The organism is Deltaproteobacteria bacterium, from assembly GCA_016709225.1.
In the GTDB taxonomy this organism is placed as follows: Bacteria; Myxococcota_A; Polyangia; order Nannocystales; family Nannocystaceae; genus Xiheibacterium; species Xiheibacterium phototrophicum.
The window spans coordinates 1,640,645-1,662,775 of the sequence record JADJEE010000002.1; the positions used below are offsets into that span (position 1 = coordinate 1,640,645).

General features: G+C 70.0%; 16 protein-coding genes. 6 read left to right on the top strand and 10 right to left on the bottom strand.

Annotated features, from left to right (window positions below; genetic code table 11):
* The first annotated feature begins 21 nt into the window (after positions 1-21).
* Positions 22-1,104 (top strand): HAMP domain-containing histidine kinase, encoded by a 1,083-nt coding sequence (locus IPH07_21045; protein MBK6919897.1) that lies wholly within the window; start codon positions 22-24, stop codon positions 1,102-1,104.
* A gap of 10 nt (positions 1,105-1,114) precedes the next feature.
* Here the strand turns inward: IPH07_21045 and IPH07_21050 are convergent, their stop codons facing one another.
* Positions 1,115-1,813 carry a DUF4142 domain-containing protein gene (locus IPH07_21050; GenBank protein ID MBK6919898.1) on the bottom strand — a complete coding sequence of 233 codons (699 nt, stop codon included), beginning with the start codon at positions 1,811-1,813 and terminating at the stop codon, positions 1,115-1,117.
* A 241-nt stretch (positions 1,814-2,054) separates the two neighbouring features.
* Here IPH07_21050 and IPH07_21055 point away from each other — a divergent pair, with 241 nt between their 5' ends.
* Complete coding sequence (locus tag IPH07_21055; protein MBK6919899.1) at positions 2,055-2,681, top strand: hypothetical protein; 627 nt, start codon at positions 2,055-2,057, stop codon at positions 2,679-2,681.
* Positions 2,682-2,696: 15 nt separating this feature from the next.
* Here IPH07_21055 and IPH07_21060 read toward each other — a convergent pair whose 3' ends face one another.
* Complete coding sequence (locus IPH07_21060) at positions 2,697-3,611, bottom strand: magnesium transporter CorA family protein (protein ID MBK6919900.1); 915 nt, start codon at positions 3,609-3,611, stop codon at positions 2,697-2,699.
* Between the two features lie 292 nt (positions 3,612-3,903).
* Here IPH07_21060 and IPH07_21065 point away from each other — a divergent pair, with 292 nt between their 5' ends.
* From IPH07_21065 to IPH07_21075, 3 genes are read left to right on the top strand one after another with little or no spacing between them, the layout of a single operon-like run.
* The gene (locus IPH07_21065; protein MBK6919901.1) at positions 3,904-5,868 is read left to right on the top strand and encodes a BamA/TamA family outer membrane protein; all 1,965 of its coding nucleotides are present in this window, start codon (positions 3,904-3,906) and stop codon (positions 5,866-5,868) included.
* Positions 5,868-10,769: a translocation/assembly module TamB domain-containing protein gene (locus IPH07_21070; protein MBK6919902.1), complete on the top strand. Its 4,902-nt coding sequence runs from the start codon at positions 5,868-5,870 to the stop codon at positions 10,767-10,769. Before IPH07_21065 ends, IPH07_21070 begins: the two co-directional genes overlap by 1 nt.
* Positions 10,770-10,771: 2 nt before the next feature.
* Positions 10,772-11,707, top strand: coding sequence for a YihY/virulence factor BrkB family protein (locus IPH07_21075; GenBank protein ID MBK6919903.1), 936 nt, complete (start codon positions 10,772-10,774; stop codon positions 11,705-11,707).
* On the opposite strand, the gene IPH07_21080 is transcribed toward IPH07_21075, so the two are convergent.
* The 8 genes from IPH07_21080 to IPH07_21115 form a co-directional block, all read right to left on the bottom strand.
* The gene (locus tag IPH07_21080) at positions 11,683-12,258 is read right to left on the bottom strand and encodes a chemotaxis protein CheB (GenBank protein MBK6919904.1); all 576 of its coding nucleotides are present in this window, start codon (positions 12,256-12,258) and stop codon (positions 11,683-11,685) included. The genes IPH07_21075 and IPH07_21080 overlap by 25 nt on opposite strands.
* Positions 12,255-13,085: a protein-glutamate O-methyltransferase CheR gene (locus tag IPH07_21085; protein ID MBK6919905.1), complete on the bottom strand. Its 831-nt coding sequence runs from the start codon at positions 13,083-13,085 to the stop codon at positions 12,255-12,257. The genes IPH07_21080 and IPH07_21085 overlap by 4 nt, the downstream gene beginning before the upstream one ends.
* 3 nt (positions 13,086-13,088) lie before the next feature.
* The gene (locus IPH07_21090; GenBank protein ID MBK6919906.1) at positions 13,089-18,014 is read right to left on the bottom strand and encodes a response regulator; all 4,926 of its coding nucleotides are present in this window, start codon (positions 18,012-18,014) and stop codon (positions 13,089-13,091) included.
* Positions 18,015-18,036: 22 nt separating this feature from the next.
* On the bottom strand, positions 18,037-20,232 hold the full coding sequence (locus IPH07_21095) for a response regulator (protein MBK6919907.1): 2,196 nt from the start codon (positions 20,230-20,232) through the stop codon (positions 18,037-18,039).
* Positions 20,229-20,417, bottom strand: coding sequence for a hypothetical protein (locus tag IPH07_21100; GenBank protein ID MBK6919908.1), 189 nt, complete (start codon positions 20,415-20,417; stop codon positions 20,229-20,231). Before IPH07_21100 ends, IPH07_21095 begins: the two co-directional genes overlap by 4 nt.
* Positions 20,418-20,493: 76 nt before the next feature.
* Positions 20,494-20,799, bottom strand: a complete 306-nt coding sequence (locus IPH07_21105) for a hypothetical protein (protein ID MBK6919909.1) — start codon at positions 20,797-20,799, stop codon at positions 20,494-20,496.
* 137 nt (positions 20,800-20,936) lie between these two features.
* A complete protein-coding gene (locus tag IPH07_21110; GenBank protein MBK6919910.1) occupies positions 20,937-21,119 on the bottom strand; it encodes a hypothetical protein in 183 nt (60 codons plus the stop codon).
* Between the two features lie 5 nt (positions 21,120-21,124).
* On the bottom strand, positions 21,125-21,469 hold the full coding sequence (locus IPH07_21115) for a YtxH domain-containing protein (protein MBK6919911.1): 345 nt from the start codon (positions 21,467-21,469) through the stop codon (positions 21,125-21,127).
* 224 nt (positions 21,470-21,693) lie between these two features.
* Here IPH07_21115 and IPH07_21120 point away from each other — a divergent pair, with 224 nt between their 5' ends.
* Complete coding sequence (locus IPH07_21120) at positions 21,694-21,942, top strand: hypothetical protein (GenBank protein ID MBK6919912.1); 249 nt, start codon at positions 21,694-21,696, stop codon at positions 21,940-21,942.
* The last annotated feature ends 189 nt before the right edge of the window (positions 21,943-22,131 follow it).

Consider the following 22,131-nt stretch of genomic DNA (forward strand, 5'->3'; position numbering starts at 1 on the left):
GCCCACGGACCCGCGGACCACATGAACGACCTCGCCAGCTTCATCGAGGCCCACAAGCGCGAGATCATGGCCGCGTGGCAGACGCGCGCGATCGAGGCGCTGTCGCTCGCCGCCGAGGACCAACCCAAGCTCCTCAACGACCTGCCGGCCTTCATCGACGAGCTGATCGTGTGCCTGCGCGAGGGCACCGAGCAGGGCAACCATCGCGGCAGCGCCCGCGCCCATGGGCGCCAGCGCAAACACATCGGGCTCGACATCGGCGGCCTCGCGATCGAGTTCTCACTGATCGCCATCGCAGTACTCGACCTCACCCGCCGCCATGGCCACGAGGTGGCCGACCGCGAGCTCGAGGTGCTGCTGCGGACGATTGCCCAGGGCACCGAGCAGTCGGTCACCGAGTACGCCGCACTGCGCGACCGCGAGATTTCGGAGCAGGCCGCGCGCCACTACTCGTTCGTCGCCCACGAGCTGCGCACGCCGTTGCACAACGCCCGGCTCGCGACCGCACTGCTCGAGCACGACATCGGCGATCCGCGCGCGCACCTCGAGCGGGTCGGTCGTGCGCTCGATGCGGTGGCGGGCATCGTCGACGACTCGCTGGTGAGCGCCCGCATCCGCGTGAGCCCGCAGCCGCGCTACGAGGACATCGAGCTCGCCGCGGTCGTGGGCGACGTCATCGACGCCTGTCGACTCGCCGCCGATCGTCGTCGCCTCGAGCTGGTGAGCGAGCTCGGCCACGATCGCATCGAAGCCGATCGACGGCTGCTGACCTCGGTGCTGGTGAACCTCGTCGCCAACGCCATCAAGTTCTCCCACATCGGCCACGCGGTGACCGTGCGAGTGACCAGCGTCGACGACCGCGTGCGATTCGAGGTCATCGACGCGTGCGGCGGCATGCCCGAGGACCTGCCCGGCCGCCTGTTCCAGCCCTACGCGCAAGAAGGCAGCGATCGCAGCGGCTTCGGACTGGGGCTGATGATCGTCAAGCAGGCCGTCGACGCGCACGGCGGCACCGTTCGCATCGACAACTCGCCGGGCGTGGGCTGCTGCTTCATCGTCGAGCTGCCGCGGGCCCGCATGCAGAGCCCCGACGAGCCCGCGTAGCGACATCTCGTCAGCGCCGGGCCACCGGCTCGGTCGGGATGTCGCGCAGGAGCTTCTGCGCGTGCTGCAGGTGCTCCTCCAGCGTCGGCAGGGTCTTCTCGGCCCAGCCGCGGAGCTCCGGCTGCGTGCCGGAGTTCGCGACCAGGCGGACCGCCTCCACCGCCTCGACGTGGGCCGCGACCATGCGCTCGGCGTACACCCGGTCGAAGCGCCGACCGTGCCACTGCGCGAGATCGGCCCGGCGACGCGCGAGGCGATCGTTGGAGTCCGCCGGCAGCGTCACGTTCAGCTCACCGGCGAGCTGGGCCAGCTGCATCGACGCGGCCGTGTGATCATCGACCATCATCCGCGCGAACGCCTTGACGTCGTCGCGCTCGGCGTACTGTAGTGCGGTCTCGCCGAGCGCGATCTCGATCTGTGCATCGAGCATCGCGTCGCGCAAGAAGGCGCGATCGGCCTCGGTCACCAGCGGTGCGATGGGCTCTGGAGCGGGCTCGGTGGTGGTCTCCACCGGCGTCTGCGCCTCACGCTCGCGGCGCGCCGCGTCCTCGTCGGCCGCCACCTGCAGCACATCCTGGGCGGGCACCACCAACACGCGTCGGGTGCCAGGCGCCTCGGTCGAGGCGTCGGTGTCGGACGAGTGCTGGCACGCAGCCGCCGTCGCGAGGGCCAACAGGAACGGAGCGAGTTTCTTCGTCGTCGTCGTCATGGCGCGACGGCGACTCTGCAAGCACCGGTGCACCCCGCGATTTCGGGCGACATCCCAAAGCGGCCCGCGATCGGTGGGCGGCGCTCGGGCTCGCGGGCGCCCGAGCCCAGCGCGCCCGGGCGAGCGGCTGTGCCCCGGCCGCGCGGCCAGCACCCTCTTCACGCCCCGCAGGGATACGACCGGCGACCAGGTGGAACGCTTGCTGCAGTGACGCCGACCCGTCTTCGGATGGAGTCCGCACATGCCACGACGTGAAACGAGCTCGGCCCGCATCGCCACGCCACCCAACCGCGAAGGGCACGGAAGGCAGGTCGACGACCTCGCCGCGGTGCTCGCACGTCACGGCGCGCTGCCGTGGTCGCTGTGCAAGGGCATGATGCTGCGCCTGGTCGCCGCCATCGCCCAGGCGCGTGAGGCCGGCGTGGCCCCGCGTCGACTCTCGCTCGAGACCTGCTTGCGGCCCCGCTTCAGCCGCGATCACGTCGACGTGAAGCTGCAGGGGCCGTTCGTGCGCGCCGAGCTGCGCGCAACCGACGAGGACGCCCGCGACCTCGCGCGCATCCTGCACGCCCTGCTGGACCAGGACTGCGGCACGGTCCCGCCGGGCCTCGACAACGTGTTGATGCGCGCACTCGGAACGATCGGCTACGCCGACGCGCAGGAGTTCGCGCGCGCGCTGGTCGCCATCGATCGCCCGCGGGGCATGATCGCGTCGGAGGGCCAGGCGCAGGCCCAGGTGGCCGGCGCCTTCGAGCTCGACCCCGAGGTCGAGGCCGCGAAGGACGCCGAGATGTCGCGGCTGCGATCGCTGCCCCCTCGCGGCGCGACCCTGCGTGCGGTCGAGCTGACCCCGACCCCGCAGGCGTGAACTCGCGGCATCGCTTCACCACCAGCCGCGACCTCGGAACCACAGCGCGATCGCGACGCAGACCGCGATCGTGCCGGCATTCAGTGCCGCGAACGCCCACCGCTGGTCGGCCCACGGCACCGGCACGTTCATCCCCCACATGCCACCGACGATGGTCGGGATCGTCAGCACGATGGTGAGCGCCGCAAGGAACTTCATCACCACGTTGAGGTTGTTCGAGATGACCGAGGTGAAGGCATCCATGGTCTGATCGAGCATCTGCTCGGTGACGCGCGCCATCTCCAGCGCCTGCTCGATCTCCACCGCAGCGCGCGACAACGCGTCTCCGACCGCGCCCAGCTCGGGCACGGCGTCGTCGACCAAGCCGCGCACGACGTCGCGGTTGCCCTCGAGCGCATGAACCAGGCGGACGAGCCGCCGCTGCAGGTCGAGCAACCCGATGACCTCGCAGTTGCGCTGCGAGCGACGCAGCTGCCGCTCGAGTCGCTCGATGTCGTCGTCGATGCGCACGATTTCCCGCAGGTATTCGCCTGCCACCGCCTGGATCACCGCCACCACGACCCGGCCGGCGCCCTCGGGGGCCCCCGCGGGCGACCCGGCCAGCCGATCGAGCACATGGGTGGGGCGCGTCGCGACGGTCAGCAGTGCGTCGGCACGTAGCAAGAACGCGAAGGTCGTGGTCGCGCGGCGGCTGCCGCCCCGACGTCCATCGGAGAGCACGCGCAACGAGACGAAGCGCGTGTCCCCGGACTCGCAGCTTCGCGGCAGCTCGTCGGGATCGAGGGCGTCGCCCAGCAGCTGCGCGGGCACGCCGAGCTGTCGGAGGCGGGCGCGCTCGCCCTCGTCGGGGCAGTCGGCGTGGATCCACCACGCGCTCCATCCCCGCCAGGGATCGACGCCGGCAACGGTGGCTTGGTGCTCGCAGAGCATCGGTGCAGCCGCGGGATGAACCACCCCAAAGGCGCGTCAAGCCGCGACCGCGGTCGGTGGCGGGCGGGCGCTCGCGCACGATGGGGCGAAAGGGCGCGATGCGACATCGGCGCTCACTCGACGCGTGACGGCACGTCGCACAGTTGCCCCGCACCCCCGTGCGGCACCGGCCTTGCTTTGGATCGGCATCCGCAATGCGGCGAAGCAGCCCTGCGACGACGATGCGTCGCGCAACGAGCGGCCCAGCCCGAGAAGAGCCCCGCCCGGTCGCGCGATGAGTCCACACGGTTCGGTGTCCCCCCGCGCAGCAGCTCGGCTGCGCCACGCGCTGCGTCAGGTCTGCACCGCGCTGCTGCTCGTGCTGGCGACGGCATGTGCACACCGGCGCACGACCCTCGAGACCGTCGCCGGCGCCACGGCTCGCATCCGCCACGTGACGGTCGACGGCAACGACTCGGTGAAGGACGGCGACATCGAGTCCCACATGAACCTGCAGGAGTCGAAGTGGTTCCCGCGGCCCAAGCGCGAGTGGTTCCTCGAGGGCTTGATCCCGGTCGACCGCGCACGCATCGAGGAGTACTACGCCTCGCGAGGATTCCACGACGCCCATGTGGTCTCGTTCACCCACGAGACCCATCGCAAGGGCAAGGTCGTCGATCTCCACGTCGAGGTGGTGGAGAACGACCCCACGCGCGTGCGATCGATCGAGTTCGCATGGCCCGACGGCGAGCCCGCGGGCCCGCCCGATCGCCACGCCAGCAAAGACGCGATCCAGACCCACTGTGCGCTGGGACGCGACGAGCCCTTCGACGTCGGCGAGCTGACCGCGTCGGAGTCCACCATGCGGGCGGCGCTCATGCAGCGCGGCTACGCGTTCGCCGAGGTCATCGGCCATGCCGAGGTCGATCGCGCCGCTCGCACCGCCGACGTGCGCTACGAGCTTCGTCCGGGGCCGTTCGTGCGGCTGGGCGAGATCCGCATCACGGGCCTTCGTGCGGTCCCGGAATCCGCGGTTCGCGTCGAGATCGAGGGCTTCGAAGGCAAGCCGTTCGCGCCATCGCGGCTCGACCAGCTCGAGCAAGCGGTCTACGGCCTCGACGTCTTCTCGACCGTCACGGTGGTGCCCGACGAGACGCCAGTGAACGGCACCGTCGGCCTGACCATCGACGTCAGCGAGAGCGCGCCGCAGTCCGTGCGGCTGGGCGTGGGACTCGGCTTCGATCCAACCCGCTGGCAGCAGTACGGCGTCATGAAGTACAGCCACACCAACATCGATCGCAAGCTCGCACGCTTCGATCTGCGGCTGCAGGTGGGCTACGCCGAGCTGCCGGCGCTGTGGGACCCGCAGCAACATGGGCCGGTCGCGGAGCTGGCCCCGACGATCCGACGCAAGGGCTTCCTCGAGCGCAAGCTGGTGTGGACGGCATCGCCGTCGATCGAGCTCGGGATCCAGAACGGCTACCAGTTCTATGCGCCCAAGACTCGGGTCGGCGTGTCGCGCTTCTTCACGCGATTCTTCGAGCTCGACCTCAGCCACAACTTCCGCTTCGTCGACTTCTTCGACGTCGACCCGGGGCTCGACACCCGCGGCTCCATCCTCGGGCTCGACTTCCGCGACCCGTACATCCTCAGCTTCATCGAGCTGCGGGCGACCGCCCACCTGACCGATCGGCTGCTCGATCCACAGCACGGCGTGGTCGTCGGCGCCACCTGGGGCCTCGCTGGCGGCATCTTCGGCGGCAACTACGACTACAACCGCGTGACACCGGAGCTACGCGCCTACTGGACACCGCTGCGCAACCGCCTGCAGTTCGCCGGCCGTGCCGAGGTCGGGATGATCCTCCCCTTCGGCGACGAGCCCGGGGCGCCGTTCGACCTCGCGTACTACCTCGGCGGCTCGAACACCGTGCGCGGGTTCGGCTACCGCACGATCTCTCCGCGCATCGACTCGTGTCGCAGCGGCAGCTGTCGCGTGATCCCGATCGGTGGACAGAGCATGGTCAACGCCAGCGCGGAGGTCCGCGTGCGACTGTGGCGAGACCTGTGGCTGGTCGGCTTCGGCGACATGGGCGACGTGCGGGCGGCCGTGACCCGCTTCACGCCGTCGCAGTGGAACTACACGATGGGGCCGGGCCTGCGCTACCACAGCAAGATCGGCGTGTTCCGGTTGGACGCCGGCTTCCGACTCAACACCACCGGCTACGGCCGCGATCAGCCGATCGGCGCCGTGCACTTCGGGCTGGGTGAGGCGTTCTGATGGCACGGGCACGCCGAGGGGGTTTGCGCCGCGTGCTGCGGGTGCTGCTGCGCACGCTGGCATGGACCACGGCGGCGCTGGTGGTGGTCATCGTCGCGGCGGTGTCGGTGGTGCTGTGGACACCGTGGGGCACGCGCACCGCCCTGCACTTCGCGCTCGAGCGCTACGACGCCGCGATCCCCGGCAGCGTCGAGCTGCAGCGTGTCGGCGGCACCATCGGCGGCACGCTCACGCTCGACGGCCTGGTCCTGCGCGACGCTGCCGAGCATCCGCTCGTCGCCATCGGCCACGTCGAGACGCGGCTCCGGCTCGGCGCGCTCGTGGGCCGCGTGGTGGCCTTCGATCACTTCGACGCAACTGCGGTCGAGCTGCACGTCGGCGGCGGACAGGCCGAGTTCCTCGACCTCGCACCGCCGCGCGAGGAGCCGCCCCCGCCGACGCCGGGGCTGGTGGGGCCCGATCTACCCATCGGCTTCGACGGCCCCGTCGGTGTCGACGGGTTCACGCTGTGGCAGCACGCCGAGACCGGTGATGTCGCGCCGCTCCTGCACGGCGCGGTCGTGCACGCGTACCTCCGCTCGCAGGGCCGTGAGGCGCTGCTGCGCATCGATGCACTCTCTGGCGTCGTCGACGTCGCGCGGCTGACCGTTGCCAACGCGCACGGGCGCGTCACGTGGTCCGATCCGCGGGTGCAGCTCGACGACTTCGGTGCCCTGACCGACCGCGGCTTCGTCGAGCACGCACGCCTCGCGGTCGACCTCGACCGCGAGGCCGGCGACGCCGCACTGGCGACGGTGATCGACCCCATCGCGCTGGCGTTGCAGCTGGGCATCGAGGCCGCACCGCCGTTGCTGCAGCCGTTGCCGCTGCGCGTGACCGCGGGCGGCACGCTCACGCAGACCTGGGCCGCCATCGATCTCGCCCAGGACGATCGCGTCGCGGCCCGGCTGCTCGTCGGCGGCGCGCTGCAACCCGAGCTGCAGCTCGCCGCGGTCGGACACGCCGGCGCACGGCTGCCCCCCGCCTACGCCGGGCCGGACGCCGACGGGCTGTCACTCTTGCTCGCCGCCGCCGCGCATCACGACCCCCAGGGTTGGCACGCGCGCGCGGTGGCACGCTGCATCGACTGCGGCGCCGCGGCGGGTGCCAGTGTCGAGCTGGATGCCGATCCGGAGCGCGATCGCAACTCGCTCGAGGCGGACGCCTTCGTCGCCGACGCCTCGGTCCACGCCGAGCTCGCGAGCGTTGGCTTGCACACCCGCGTCGACGCACGGGTCGATGTGCCGGCGGCGCGTCGCGTGCTGGCCGCGCTGTCGCACTGGCTGGAGCTGCCCGCGATCGATGGCAGCGCCCGCGCCCACCTGGCGTGCAGCGGGGCCCGCGACGCGTTGCCGTGTCAGCTCGACGCCACCCTCGAAGACCTCGCGGTGGCGTCGCTGCGCGTCGGCCGTGCCCACGCCCGCGCCAGTGTGACGATCGACGAGACGCCACACGGGAACGCGTCGGTGTCCGCTGTGCGCGCGCGGGTCGGATCGCAGCGAATCGATCGCCTCGACGCCGATGCCACCGGCTCGCTCGCACGCCTGCGGGTGCGCGCGCAGGCGGTGGCGGGCCGCGACCGTGCGAGCGCGGCGGCGGTCATCGATCGCACGAGCCCCGAGCGGACGATCATCGCGGTCCAGCAGCTGGTCGCGCGTCTACAGCGGCTGAACTTGGCCCTGCTCGCGCCCACACACGTGCGGCTGTCCACCGGTGGGGTCGCGATTGCGCCGACGCGCGTGGCGGTCGCGCGCGGGGTCGTCGCCTTCGAGGGCACGCTCGGCGAGCACAGTCGCGCCAGCTTGGCCATCGAGCAGGTCGATCTCGCGGCGCTCGAGCCCCTGCGCCTGCCGGTTGCGCTGCGCGGCCGTCTCGAGGCCCGCGCGTGGCTCGAGGGCTCGCTCGCGCGCCCCGGGCTCGCGCTCATCGCCGACGCGGGCTCCCTCGCCGTCGACGACGAACCTCTGGGCCGCGTCGGGATCGAGGCCTCGCTCGCACACGGCCGCGCGCAGGCCCACGTGATGTGGCAGCCCGGCGGCGGCGAGCAGCTCGAGCTGCGGGCCAGCGCGGCGGTCGGCAACTCGCCGCGACCAAGCCTACGGGCCGACCAGCCGCTGTCGCTCACGCTGGTGACCCGCGACCTGACGCTGGCGCGGGCGCAGCGATGGGCGAAGCGACCGCTCGGCGGCGAGCTCGACCTGACGTTGCACGTGGACGGCACCGCTGCGGCGCCGCGTATCGTGCTCGACGCCGACGGACGCGCGCTCCGCTACGACCAACTCGAGCTGAGGAGCATCGTCACCCACGTCGAGCACCGCGACGGTCGCGTCGATGGCCGCGTCGAGATCGCGGCGCCGTGGCTCGAGGCGCTCCACGTTGGCGCGAGCGTGCCGCTGCGCATCACCGGCGCCGCACCCTGGGTCGTGTTCGATGCCGACGCGGACGCAGCCGTCGACGTCGTGCTCGACCACCTCGAGCTCGCTGGCCTGGAGACCATCGCCCCCGGCCTTCAGCTGCGCGGTGGCGTCGATGGCTCGGCGACCGTGCGCCTCCACGACGGCGCGCCCGAGCTACGCACTGGTCTGCTCGTGCGGGGGCTCGAGCACCGCGGGCACCGCATCGCGAGCGCGACGCTCGACGCGACGCTCGACGCCGATCGGATGACGGCCGCCCTGCAGGCCAGCGGCGCCGCCGCGCGCCTCCTCGAGCTCGACGTCGACCTGCCGCTGCGCATCGATCCCCACGATGGCTCCGTCGCGTGGCTGCCGACCCAGCCCCTGGCTGCGTCGCTCGAGCTGCGACAGGCCGACGTCGCCGCGCTCGCGGGCCTGGCCGGCATCACCGGTGTTGCGGGTCGGATCGACGGCGAGCTGAGCGTCGACGGCACGCCGCGCGTGCCACAGCTCCAGGCGGGTCTGCACACGAGCGGCTTGGTGTGGGCTCGACACGACCTCGGCCGCGTCGATATCGACGTCCGCCACGCCGACGCGCAGCTCGTCGCACGCCTCCGGCAGCAACGAGGCCGCGAGCGCGTGCAAGTCGATGCCGACGTACCGCTCACCGTCGATCTCGTCGCCGGTGCTGCGCAATGGCAACGCAACGAGCGCCACGATCTCCGCGTCGACGCCGTCGCGGTCGACGACGAGCTGCTCGCCGCCTTCGTCGCGCTGCCGGCCGGCATCGGCTTCACCGCCAACCTCGGGCTCGACCTGCACGGCACCCCCGCGGACTTCCGCGCAAACGGGCGCCTGCGCGCCGACCTCGATCGCGGCGGCGCCCCCGACACCCCGGTGGCTGCCCACTTCGCGGCCACAGGCGCCGAGCAGGAGCTGGAGCTCGTGATCGGGCCGTTCGAGGACAAGGCGCTCACCGCCGCCGCACGGGTGCAGGTGCCGATCGACCGCTGGATCGCCGGCGAGGCCCCCGATGTCGCCGCGATCCCCATCGTCGCGTCACTCGATGCCACGCACTTCCCGATCGCGGCGCTGGGCTCGTTGATGCCCTCGTCGCTGTCGCGACCCGATGGCCGTCTCGACCTGCACGCGCGTGCGGACGGCACCCTCGGTGTGCCCGCGCTGGCCGGAAGCGCGGCCCTGCGCGGCGGTGCGATCACGATCATCCCGCTGCGCCAGCGCTTCGACAGCATCGAGATCGCGAGCTCGTTCGACGGCGCCGACATCGTGCTGGACCGGGCAAGGGCACGCAGTGCGGCCGGGCGCGCCAGTGCGAAGGGTCAGCTGCACCTGCAGCGGGGCAACACCACCGCCAAGCTGTCGCTTGCGCTCGACGGCCAACCCATCGTGCGGCCCGGGCTGCCGCTGATGAAGCTGACCACGCGGGCCGACGCGACGCTCGACGCCACCGGCGAACGCACCGAGGTCGACGTCGTGGCGCGCAAGACCACGCTGGACGTCTTCACCGCCTCGGCGACCGCACCCGACGCGATCCCGGAGTCCTCGCACGTGACCTTCGTCGACCGCGTGGCCGGCCGCACGACCCGTGAGAACCGCGCCGACGCCCAGGAGCCGATGGTGCCGAGCGACCTGCACCTGCGCGTGCGACTCGCCGACCCGGTGTTCGTGCGCGGCCCGCAGGCCAACATGACCTGGCGCGGTGGCATCGAGCTGACCCGCGGCGCCGACGAGGAGGTCCGCGCACAGGGGGCGTTCGTGGCCGATCGCGGGCGCGTCAACCTGCTCGGCCACGACTTCGTGATCGACTCGGCTCGCATCACGATGCCCGAGCGCGGCGAGCTCGATCCGTACATCCAGCTCACGGCGATCACGCAGACCGACGAGGGCACCGTGACCGCAGACGTGCACGGCCGCGTGAGTCGGCCGGTGCTGCGCCTCAGCTCCGATCCGCCGCTGCCCGAGTCGGCCGTGTTCGCGCTGCTGGTCACCGGCAAGAGCGGCGAGCAAGCCGACGGTGAAGGCGGGAGCGTCGAGGCCAAGGCCGCCTCGCTGCTGGCGGCGTTCGAGAACCCGGTGCTGCAACGCGCGCTGCAGGACCGTCTGGGCATCGATCGCGTCGGCCTGGCCTTCGGCGACAGCATCGATCAGCCGATCGTCGCGGTCGGAAAGCGGGTCTCGAAGCGCGTGTATCTCGAGACCCGCTACCACCACAACGCGCCCATCAACGAGAACCACGCCGAGATTCACCTGGAGTACTCGATCAAGTCGCCGTCGTGGAGCCTCGAGACCTTCATCGGCGACGCCGCCAAGGGTGCGGTGGAGGTGTGGTGGCGACGGCGCTTCGGCAAGCCGCGTCCGCCCGCCACCACGCGCCGCCGCGCCATCGCCGAGGAGCCCCAGCCACGCCCCACGGCCCACCGTCCCACGACCGCGCACAGGAGCGAATGAGCATGCGCAACCCCATCACCTCGATCCGTCGCAATGCCACCCTGCGCCGCTGGTTTCGCCCCTTCGCCGCGGCAATTCGCGGCCATGTCGCCGGCACCAGCGACATGCTCGCGGCGTCGCTGGCGTTCTTCACCGTGCTCTCGATCGCGCCGCTGTTGGTGCTGGCGATCGCCGTCGTCGGCACCGTGTTCGGGTCCGACGCCACGCGCCTGCGCCTGTTCGCCGACCTCAGCACCGCCATCGGCCCGCAGGCGGCCGGGGCGATCGATCAGATCGTGCAGCACGCGGTGCAGGACGAGGACCGCTGGTGGCGGGTCGCGTTCGGCGTGATCGTGACGGTGTGGGGGTCGACCCGCATCTTCGCGCGCGTGCAGGACGCCCTCAATGCGGTGTGGGGCGTGCGACCGACCAAGGAGGGTGGCTGGCGGATCTGGCTGCGCCGCCTCCTGCGCAAGCGGGCCTTGTCGTTCCTGCTGGTCATGGCCGTCGGCGCGCTGCTGTTCGCCTCGATGGTCGCCGAGTCGGTGATCAGCGTCGTGCTCGCTGCCGCGCAGAACCTGCCCCATGGCGCATGGAGCTCGCGCGTGGTGCGTGTGAGCGCGTCCATCCTCGCGATCACCTTGATGCTGCTACCGGTCTACCGCGTGTTGCCCGACGTCGAGCTGCGGTTCCGCGACGTGTGGCGCGGGGCGCTGCTGGCAGCGGTCATCACCACCATCGGCGCATGGGCGATGGGGAGCTACTTCTCGTCGGCAGCCGCGGCCTCACCCGGCGGCGCCGCGGGTGGGGTCTTGGTGTTGTTGCTGTGGATCAATCTCGTGTCGCACGTGATGCTGTTCGGCGCTCGCTTCACGCGCGAGTGGGTCCGTGCGCAGCACGGCGAGATCACGCCGGAGCCCGACGCCGAGCTCGTTCAGCCGCTCGCGGCGGCTGCCTGAGCGTTGCGCTCGAGCCAGCCAGCGATGCCGTCGAGCGGCATCACAGCGGCAGCCGGCGAGTCGGCCAGCATGGTCGCCGGCATCACGCGGCACTCGGCATCGCTGGGATCCTGCACGACCACTCGGCCGCCCTTGGCGAGCACCGCCCGTGCTCCGCGCGTGCCGTCGGCGCTCGCACCCGAGAGCACCACGGCCACGGCGCCGGGGCCGAACGCGTCGGCGGCACTCTCGAACAACACGTCGATCGAGGGTCGTGCGAAGTTGACCGGCTGATCGACCGACAGCGCGATGGCCCCTTCGTCGAGCAACATGTGGTAGCCCGCCGGCGCGACGTGGACGGTGCCCGGTGTCAGCGGCTGCTTGTCCTCGGCCTCGCACACCCGCAGCGTGCAGCTGCGCTGCAGCGCGGCGCAGTACTCCTCGGTACCGTGGGAGGCGCGATGTTGAACCACTGCGATGGGGGTCGTGAAGCTGCTGGGAAGCGCTCCGAGGAGCCTACCGAGCGCACGGAACCCGCCGAGAGAACATCCAATCGCGACGACACCGGTCATGAGCGCCTCCGAAACAGCTTGAGCCGCGCGTCGATCGCCTCGTACTCGTGTTCATGCGGCGTGTACACGAGCGATTCCTTCAACCCAACGATCAACGTACCGAACCGCCGCAGGCTGTCGAACAGCAGGCGATGCACGCGGTCCTGCAGCCGGCGGTTGAAGTAGATCATGACATTGCGGCAGAAGATCACGTGGAACTCGTTGAAGCTGCCGTCGGTCACCAGGTTGTGGTGCGCGAAGACGATGTTCTTGCGCAGCCACCGGTGCATGATCGCGTAGCCGTAGCTGCTGGTGTGGTAGTCCGACAGCTTCGCCGTGCCGCCGGCCAGCTGGTAGTCCTCGCTGCGCGCCATGACCTCGTCGAGGGGGTAGACCGCCTCGCGCGCGCGTCGGAGCACCGCCTCGTTGAGGTCGGTCGCGTAGATGCGACAGCGGTCGTAGAGGCCGGCCTCGTGCAGCAGGATGGCCATCGAGTAGACCTCCTCGCCCGACGAGCAGCCCGCATGCCAGATGCGCGTGAACGGGTAGGCGCGCAGCGTCGGTACCAGGGACTCGCCGATGCCGCGATACACCTCGGGGTCACGGAACATCGAGGTGACGTTCACCGTGAGCGCGAGCAGTAGACGCTCCACCGCTGCCTCGTCGCGAACGATGAGGTCCCGCAGCTCGCCGAGCGTCTCGAGCCGTTCGGCACGCATCGCGTTCATGGCCCGGCGGCGCAGGGACGAGCGGGCGTAGTCGCGGAAGTCGAACCCATAGCGCGCGAGCAGCTCGTCGAGCAGCAGCGAGAGCTCGATGTCGAAGTCGGACGTGGGCGCAGCACACACGGCTCATGACTCTCGGTACAGCCACAGGCGCATCAGCGTCAGCAGTTGATCGACGTCGACCGGCTTCGTGATGTAGTCGGACGCGCCCGCGGCAATGCAGCGGTCGCGGTCGCCCTTCATGGCCTTGGCCGTCAGCGCGATGATCGGCAGCCGCTGCCACTGCCGCTGCTCCCGGATCCGCCCCATGGTCTCGAACCCGTCCATCTCCGGCATCATCACGTCGAGCAGCACCAGGTCGACATCGGGGAGCTCGGCCAGCTTGTCGAGCGCCTGACGACCATTCTCGGCGAACGAGACCCGTAGGCCCTCCTGCTCGAGCACGCTGGTGAGCGCAAAGATGTTGCGCATGTCGTCGTCGACGAGCAGCACGTGCTTCCCCGAGAAGCTGCCGTCGTGCACCTGCTTCACGGAACGCTGCCGTGCCGCCGGCAGCTGGCTCTCCACGCGATGGAGGAACAGCGCCGTCTCGTCGAGCAGGTGATCGAGCGACCGCGTGCTCTTCACGATGATGGAGTCCGCCATCCGCGAAAGCCGCGAGTCCTCGTCGGCCGTCAGATCGCGCGCGGTGTAGACCACGATGGGCGGTCGCGGGATCGATGGATCAGCGGTGATGGTCTCGAGCAGCTGGAAGCCGGTCATGTCCGGCAGGCCCAGGTCCACCACCATGCAGTCGAAGCCGCCCTCGCGCAGGTGATCAAGCGCGCCATCGCCGGTACCGCACTCGACGATCGTGACGTCGCCGTTGCCGATCGCCTCGCGGATCGCCTGACGCTGCAGCTCGTCGTCCTCGACGAGCAGCATGCGGCGCTGCTTCCGGTCGAGGAAGGTGTGCAGCGAGGTCAGCGTCTCGCGTAGCGAGTCGGCCTCCAGCGGCTTGGTCAGGAATGCGATCGCGCCCTGCGCGAGTGCCCGCGGTCCCCCCTCGTCGCGTCCGCTGATGAGGTGCACCGGGATATGGCGCGTCGCCGGCTCGTGCTTCAGACGATCGAGCACCGCCCAGCCGTCCATCCCCGGCAAGCCGATGTCGAGCGTGATCCCGTCGGGTCGCAGGCTGCGCGCGAGCGACAGAGCATCCTCGCCGCTCGAGGCAACCACACCCTTGAAGCCGCGCTCGCGCGCCATGTCGAGCAGGAGCTTCGCGAACTCGGCGTCGTCCTCGACGATGAGCAGCGTGCGGTCACCGACCATCAGATCGTTGCGGTCGTCGGGCAGGCTGGTACCGGCGCTGTCGTTCGCGGGTTGCTCCTCGGCGTCGATGGGCTCGATCGCCGGCAGCGACGCGCCGGTGGTGCGCCTGCGGCGGGCGTTGGGCGAGCCGGCGAACTCGCGCGGCAGGTACAGCGTGAACACGCTGCCACGGCCGACGGTGCTGCGGACCACGATCGAGCCGCCGAGCATCGTGGCGATCTCGCGGCTGATCGACAGCCCGAGACCGGTGCCGCCAAAGCGGCGACTGGTGGTGCCGTCGGCCTGCTGGAACGCCTCGAAGATGAGCGCGTGCTTGTCGGAGGGGATGCCGATGCCGGTGTCCTCGACGATGAACGCGACGCCTTCGGCGGGCACATCGGGCCGCTCGTCGCGTGCGATGGTGAGGGTGACCGATCCGCGCTCGGTGAACTTGACTGCGTTGGAGAGCAGGTTCTTCAGCACCTGCTGCAGGCGACGCACGTCGGTGCTGATGCCCCGGGGGGCATCTGCAGTTCGCACGACCTCGAACCCGAGCGCCTTGGCCTGTGCCAGCGGCCCGAACGTACGGCTGCAGAAGCCCTCGACCTGATCGAGCTGCACGGGTTCGACCTCCAGCTGCATCGCCCCCGACTCGATCTTCGAGAGATCCAGGATGTCGTTGATCAACGACAATAGGTCGACGCCGGCGGCGTGGATGGTCCGCGAGAACTCGACCTGCTTCGCGGTGAGGTTGCCTTCGGGGTTGTCGCCCAGCATGCGCGCCAGCAACAAAAGGCTGTTGAGCGGTGTGCGCAGCTCGTGGGACATGTTGGCGAGGAACTCGGACTTGTACTTCGACGACAGCGCCAGCTGCTGCGCGCGCTCCTCCAGCGTCATCTTCGCGAGCTCGATCTCCCGGTTCTTCCGCTCGACCTCCGCGTTCTGCATCTGCAGCAGTTCCGATCGCTCCTCGAGTTCCTCGTTGGTCTGCTGCAGCTCCTCCTGTTGGAACTTGAGGCGCTCCTCCGAGGCCTGCAGGGTTCGCGCCTGCTCCTCGAGGCGACGGTTGGTCGCAGTCAGCTCGGCCTGCTGGACCCCGAGTTCGCGGGCGAGCGACTGCGACTGCTCGAGCAGGTCCTCCGTGCGCATGGTCGCGGCGATGGTGTTGAGCACGATGCCGATCGACTCGGTGAGCTGATCGAGGAACGCGACGTGGATCTCGCTGAAGCGATACAGCGACGCCAGCTCGATCACGGCCTTGACGTTGCCTTCGAACAGCACCGGGATCACGACCACGGTCAGTGCGTCGGTCTCGCCCAACCCGGAGCCGATCTTCACGTAGTCGCGCGGAACCTCGGTCAGCAGGATGCGCTGCTTCTCGAGCACACACTGGCCCAGCAGCCCCTCCCCGGGGCGGAAGCGGTTCGCCAGCTGCTTGCGCTCGCGGAACGCCCAGCTCGCAATCAAGCGCAGCTCGTGTTGCTCCTCGTGTTCGTCGAGCACGTAGAACGCGGCGTGCTGGAAGTTCACCAGCGGTGCGAGCTCGCGCAGGATCAGCTCTGCGACCGCCGAGAGCTCGCGATGCCCCTGCAGCATTCGCGTGAAGCGTGTGAGGTTGGTCTTGAGCCAGTCCTGCTCGGTGTTCTTCTGCGTGGTGTCGCGCAGCTTGGCGATCATCTGGTTGATGTTGGCCTTGAGCGCCTCGACCTCTCCGCGCGCCTCGACGGCGATCGATCGCGTCAGGTCGCCCTCGGCGACCGCGGTTGCGACCTCGGCGATGGCGCGGACCTGTGTGGTCAGGTTCGCGGCGAGCAGGTTGACGTTGTCCGTCAGGTCCTTCCACGTGCCCGACACGCCCTCGACCATCGCCTGGCCACCGAGGTTGCCGTCGGTACCGACCTCGCGCGCGACGCGTGTCACCTCGGCCGCGAACGCACCGAGCTGATCGACCATCGTGTTGACGGTGTTCTTGAGCTCGAGCAGCTCACCCTTCACGTCGACGGTGATCTTCTTCGAGAGATCGCCGTTGGCGACCGCGGTCGTGACGGCGGCGATGTTGCGGACCTGACCCGTCAGGTTCGACGCCATGCCGTTCACGCTGTCGGTGAGGTCCTTCCAGGTGCCGGCGACGCCCTTCACGTCGGCCTGGCCGCCCAGCTTGCCCTCGGTGCCGACCTCGCGGGCGACTCGCGTGACCTCGGCCGCGAACGCGCCGAGCTGATCGACCATCGTGTTGATGGTGTTCTTCAGCTCGAGGATCTCACCCTTGACGTCGACCGTGATCTTCTTGCCGAGGTCGCCATTGGCGACCGCGGTCGTGACCTCGGCGATGTTGCGAACCTGACCCGTGAGGTTCGACGCCATGCCGTTCACGCTGTCGGTCAGGTCCTTCCACGTGCCCGAGATGCCGCGCACCACCGCCTGCCCGCCGAGCTTGCCCTCGGTGCCGACCTCGCGCGCGACGCGGGTGACCTCGGACGCGAACGACCCCAGCTGATCGACCATCGTGTTGATGGTGTTCTTCAGCTCGAGGATCTCGCCGCGCACGTCGACCGTGATCTTCTTCGAGAGGTCGCCGGTCGCGACCGCGGTCGTGACCTCGGCGATGTTGCGCACCTGCCCCGTGAGGTTCGAGGCCATGCGATTGACGCTCTCGGTGAGGTCCTTCCAGGTGCCCGAGACCCCCAGCACCTCGGCTTGACCGCCGAGCTTGCCGTCGGTGCCGACCTCGCGCGCGACGCGAGTGACCTCCGACGCGAACGCGCCGAGCTGCCCGACCATGGTGTTGATGGTGTTCTTCAGCTCGAGGATCTCACCGCGCACGTCGACGGTGATCTGCTTCGAGAGGTCACCGTTGGCGACTGCGGTCGTGACCTCGGCGATGTTGCGCACCTGGCCGGTGAGGTTCGAGGCCATCAGGTTGACGTTGTCGGTGAGGTCCTTCCAGGTGCCCGAGACGCCACGCACCTGCGCCTGGCCACCCAGTTTGCCCTCGGTGCCGACCTCCCGTGCAACTCGTGTCACCTCGGCTGCAAACGAGCTCAGCTGATCGACCATCGTGTTGATGGTGTCGCGCAGCTCGAGGATCTCGCCCTTGACGTCGACGGTGATCTTCTTCGAGAGGTCGCCCTTCGCGACCGCGGTCGTGACCTCGGCGATGCTGCGCACCTGACTGGTGAGGTTCGACGCCATCAGGTTGACGTTGGCGGTGAGGTCCTTCCAGGTGCCGTTCAGGCCCTTCACGCCGGCTTGACCGCCCAGCTTGCCCTCGATGCCGACCTCACGGGCGACGCGCATGACCTCGACCGCGAAGGTGTCGAGCTGGGCGACCATGGTGTTGATCACCTTGGCCTTGCGCAGGAATGCGCCCTTGAGCGGGCGTCCGTCGAGGTCGAGCGCCATGGTCTGCGAGAGGTCACCGCGTGCGACGGCCCCGATCACGCGCGCGACCTCGGCGCTCGGCTGCACGATGTCGCCGACCATCTCGTTCACCGTCTCGATGGCCTCGGCCCAGCCCCCCTTGCCCAGTGGCCGAGCGCGCTGCTCGATCTTCCCCTCCTGCGCGACCACGCGATTGATCCGCTGCAGCTCGCCGAGCAGGTCGCCGAGCTGCTCGGCGATTCCGTTCACGACATCGTTGATCTTGCCGTTGACGCCGCCGCCATCCGACAACGGCATCCGCGCGCGGAAGTCACCGTTGCGCAGCGCGGTCAGGACGGAGAGCAGTTGCTTGGAGTCGAGCGAGTCAGCCGAATTGAGCATGGCAGGACCGAACCGAGGGCCCTCACGAGGGCGGTTGGAGCACGCGTTCGAGGTCGGTGACGCTGACGGGCTTGACGAGGTGCTCGTCGAAGCCGGCCGTCAGCGCGCGTTCGCGATCCTCACCTTGGCCGTAGCCGGTGATCGCGATGAGTCTGGTGGTGATGTTGGGGCACTGGGACCGCACTCGCTGCGCGACCTCGTAGCCATCGAGACCGGGCAGACCGATGTCGAGCAACGCCACGTCGTGGCGCGCGGTCAGGATCTCTGCGAGTCCGGCATGGCCGTCGGCGGCAACCACCACGCGGTGGCCACGGGCCTCGAGCAGCAGCTGCAGCATCTCGCGGCTGTCCTCGTTGTCCTCGACGACCAGCACTGCGAGGCCGCGGCCGTGATCGATCGCGCGTGCGGGCGACGCCTGCACCGTCGCCGGGAGCGCCGGCTGCTCGTCCCCGAGCGGAAGCGTCACCACGAACGTGCTGCCGAGGTCGGGGCCGGGGCTGACCGCCGACACCGTGCCGCCGTGCATTTCGATCAGACGCCGCACCAGCGTGAGCCCGAGTCCCAGCCCGCCTTGGGATCGGTCACTCGTGCGCGCCGCCTGCACGAACAGATCGAAGACCCGCGGCAACACCTCGCTGGGGATGCCACGTCCGTTGTCTTCGACGCGGATGCGGACCTGGCCGGCGCCACTCTCGGTGAGCACGCGGATCTCACCGCCGGGGTCGGTGTAGCGCGCGGCGTTGTTGACGAGATTGGCGACCACCTGGGTGAGCCGCGTGGCATCGGCGACCAGCGTCACGTCGGGTTCGAACGGCGCCAGCTCGACCCGATGGCGATTGCGCTCGATGAGCGGCCGGCTGGTCTCCAGCGCGGAGCGGAGGATCTCGTTGAGCGACACCGGGCCGAGCACGAGCTCGATCTTGCCGCTGGTGATGCGGGACACGTCGAGCAGGTCGTCGACCATGCGGTTCAGATGCGAGAGCTGCCGTCCCATGACCGCCTGCAGGCGCTCGGTCTCGTCGTCGCTCTCGCGCTGCTGCAACATGTCGAGCGCGTAGCACATCGGCGCCAGCGGATTGCGTAGCTCGTGCGCGAGCATCGCGAGGAACTCGTCCTTGCGGCGATGGGCGTCGCTGAGGGCATCGGCGTGTTCGCGAAGCGAACGCATCAGGTGATCGCGATCGAGCGCCATCGCGATCTGCTCGCAGACGACCTGCACCGCCGAGATGTCCTCCGGCGCGATCGCCCCGGGGCTCCGGCGACCGCACGCCACCAGACCGACCGCGCGCCCGCGGGCGACCACCGGCAGCACCACCGCCGAACGGACGCCGGTCGCCACCAGCCACGGCGGCGTGCCCTCCTCGCCGGTGGCATCTTCGGTGATCCAACGCGCCCGATCGTCGATCACATGCCGCACCGACGGGTGGGCGTCGTCGATCTCGATCACCGCGGGCACGGTCTCGTCGCCACCGGCGCTACCGATACGTCGCAGCTCGCCCGCGGCACCCAGCTGCTGGTAGGCGGCGAACACGTCGAAGCCGAGGTGCTCGTTGAACTTCGGGGCGAGCCCATGAACCGCGTCGATGGGGTCGACGCAGCTCAGCAGCTCGGTCGCGACGTCGGCCAGCAGCTGCAGGCGCTCGTTCATCCGGCGGCTCGCCGCCATCTCGGAGCGAAGCGTCGCGGCCTCCATGCTCGCGCGGAACTCGGCGAGGCGCCGCTCGTGCGCCTCTCGCTCTGCGGCCCGCAGCTGCGCCGCCTGCAGCTCGATCTCCTTGGTCTTGCGATAGAGCTCGACCAAGCCCATGACCTTGGAGCGCAGGATCTCGGGCACCGGCGGCTTGAAGAGAAAGTCCACCGCTCCGACCGCGTAGCCCTTCGCGACGTACTCGTCGCCGTGGTCGAACGCGGTGAGGAACATGATCGGCACCCGCCGCGTCCGCTCGCGCGAGCGGATGATCCTCGCCAGCTCGACGCCATTCATGCCGGGCATCTGGATGTCGAGCAGGATCAACGCGAAGTCGTGGAGCAGCAGCTGTCGCAACGCATCATCGACTGCGACTGCCGAGACGATCTCGAGCCCGAGGTCGGCGAGCATCGCCTCCAGCGCGAGGATGTTCCTCGCGTCGTCGTCCACGATCAATATCGCCGCCCGCTCGACCTTCGGCGGGTCGAACGGAGGCGACGATTCCATCGCAGGGATGGAGACGCTGCTCATGCCGTCGTCACGGCGGGTACGGAGGTCCTCGCCGAAGCATGGTCAGGCTCCGGCTCGGGCTCCGGCTCCGGCGCCGGCGGCTCGTCGTTCGGCCACTGCTTGGGCAGCGACACGTCCGGCAGCGCCTCGCCGGGATCTTTGGGCCAGGGCTCGGGGTGAATGCCGTGGAGCTGGGTATCGGTCACGTTGCCTCCTCGTTGGTATCGCGACGGGCCGCCGGCGGCCCGAGGGTGCTTGCGTGCGCGGGCCGGTCGCCCGGCATCAATCGGGCTGTCGTGCCCGTGTACGAGTGCCCTTGAATTGGCCATTCGCGCGACGGCGGGGCCCAGCGTCGCGCGACGACGTGCCGTCGTCGTCGCCCAGCGTCGCGAGCTCGGCCAGCCCGCGGCGGAGGAATGCATCGAACAACACGCGCGCCCCCAGCACGACGCCCATGCGGGTCGCGAAGCGCGGCAGGCCGCCGCCGAGCACGGCACCCACGCCGATCGCGATGCCGACCGTGCGCAGGGGATGCTTGCGTGCCTCGTGCTCGACACGGGTGATCGCGGCGGCCGCGATGTCGCCCATGGAAGGCACATCGTCGTCGTCGACGATTTCCACGTCGGCCTCGGCACCGAGTTCAGCCTCGGGTTCGGGCGTGGATCGGGGAGATTCGCGGGATTCGGCACGCGGCATGGGATTCACATTCCTTGGACGAGTTGCGGCTAGCGACGGAAGAGTCGAGCGAGCAGGAAGCCGAGCCCGAGTGCCGAGCCGACCGCCGCGAGCGGGTGGCGGACCACCAGCTCGCGCGTACGCAGGCTGGCGTCCTCCAATCGCTCACGCCACGCCGCGGCAAATGCCTCGACCTCGCGCTCGATGATCACGGGGTTGGTGGCGTCCTTCATCGGCTTCACGCGTTGGCCGAGAAGGGGCTGCGAACGGTGCGATCGACCGCGGCGGCGTCGACGGCATCGACCGCCTCTTCGAGCGCATCCTCGGTGGCGTGCACCGCGTCCTGGGCGCGACGACGCAGCTTGCTCATGAGCTTCTTGCTGGCGCCACGCACCGAGCTGCCGACCAGCTCGCGGGTCTCGTCGCCGCGCTTGGGCGCGAACAGTAGGCCCAGCCCGCCGCCGGTCAGCAAGCCGAGCCCGAACAGGCCCAGCGCGGGGAAGATGTAGTCCGACGCGCTGCGGCGGGTCTGGAGGCCAATCGTGGCCAGGACGTCATCACGGGTGAGGTTCATCGACTTCATGGTTGTTGCTCCTGTCGTCCCCATGACGGGGTCGACGGTTGTTGGTTGGTGGAAGAGAGCGGGTCCAGCCTGCGATCGCGCGCAGCCGCGGCAAGTGCCGCGGCGCCACCGAAGTCGCGATCGCAGGCGGCCGTCGACGGTTTGCGATCGACGCGACGACGCGGTTTGCGAGTTGCGGCCGCCGCCGGGTGGTGCATCCCGTGGCTACGAGGAGACCTCGAAGCATGTACAAGCTCATCATCGCGACCGCTGTCACTGCGCTGACCCTCAGCGCCTGCAACAAGGACCAGACCACCGCCACCGCGCACCCCGGCGAAGCCGAGGCCACCGCCGAAGGCGATGACGCCATGGCCGGAGCGGTCTCCGAGGACGATTCCGCGGCCGCCCACGCTGCGGACGATCAGGGTGCCGCGGCGGCCTCCGTCTCGGGTGAGAACGCCGAGGCCGAGGCGAAGGCCGAGAGCCCCGAGTGACCTCGAGGTGAGGTGAACGCACGGCAGCGTGTCGTGCGACGGATCGAGCCGGCGCCCGCGGGGGAAAACTCCGCGGGCGTCTGGCTTTGGTTCGCGCGCGGCGAGCTGGGGTGCGTTCGACATGGTGGGCGGATTCGCTGGGGCGGAGGGAGCAACGGGGCTAGCTACACACGCACGTGGCGCGACAGC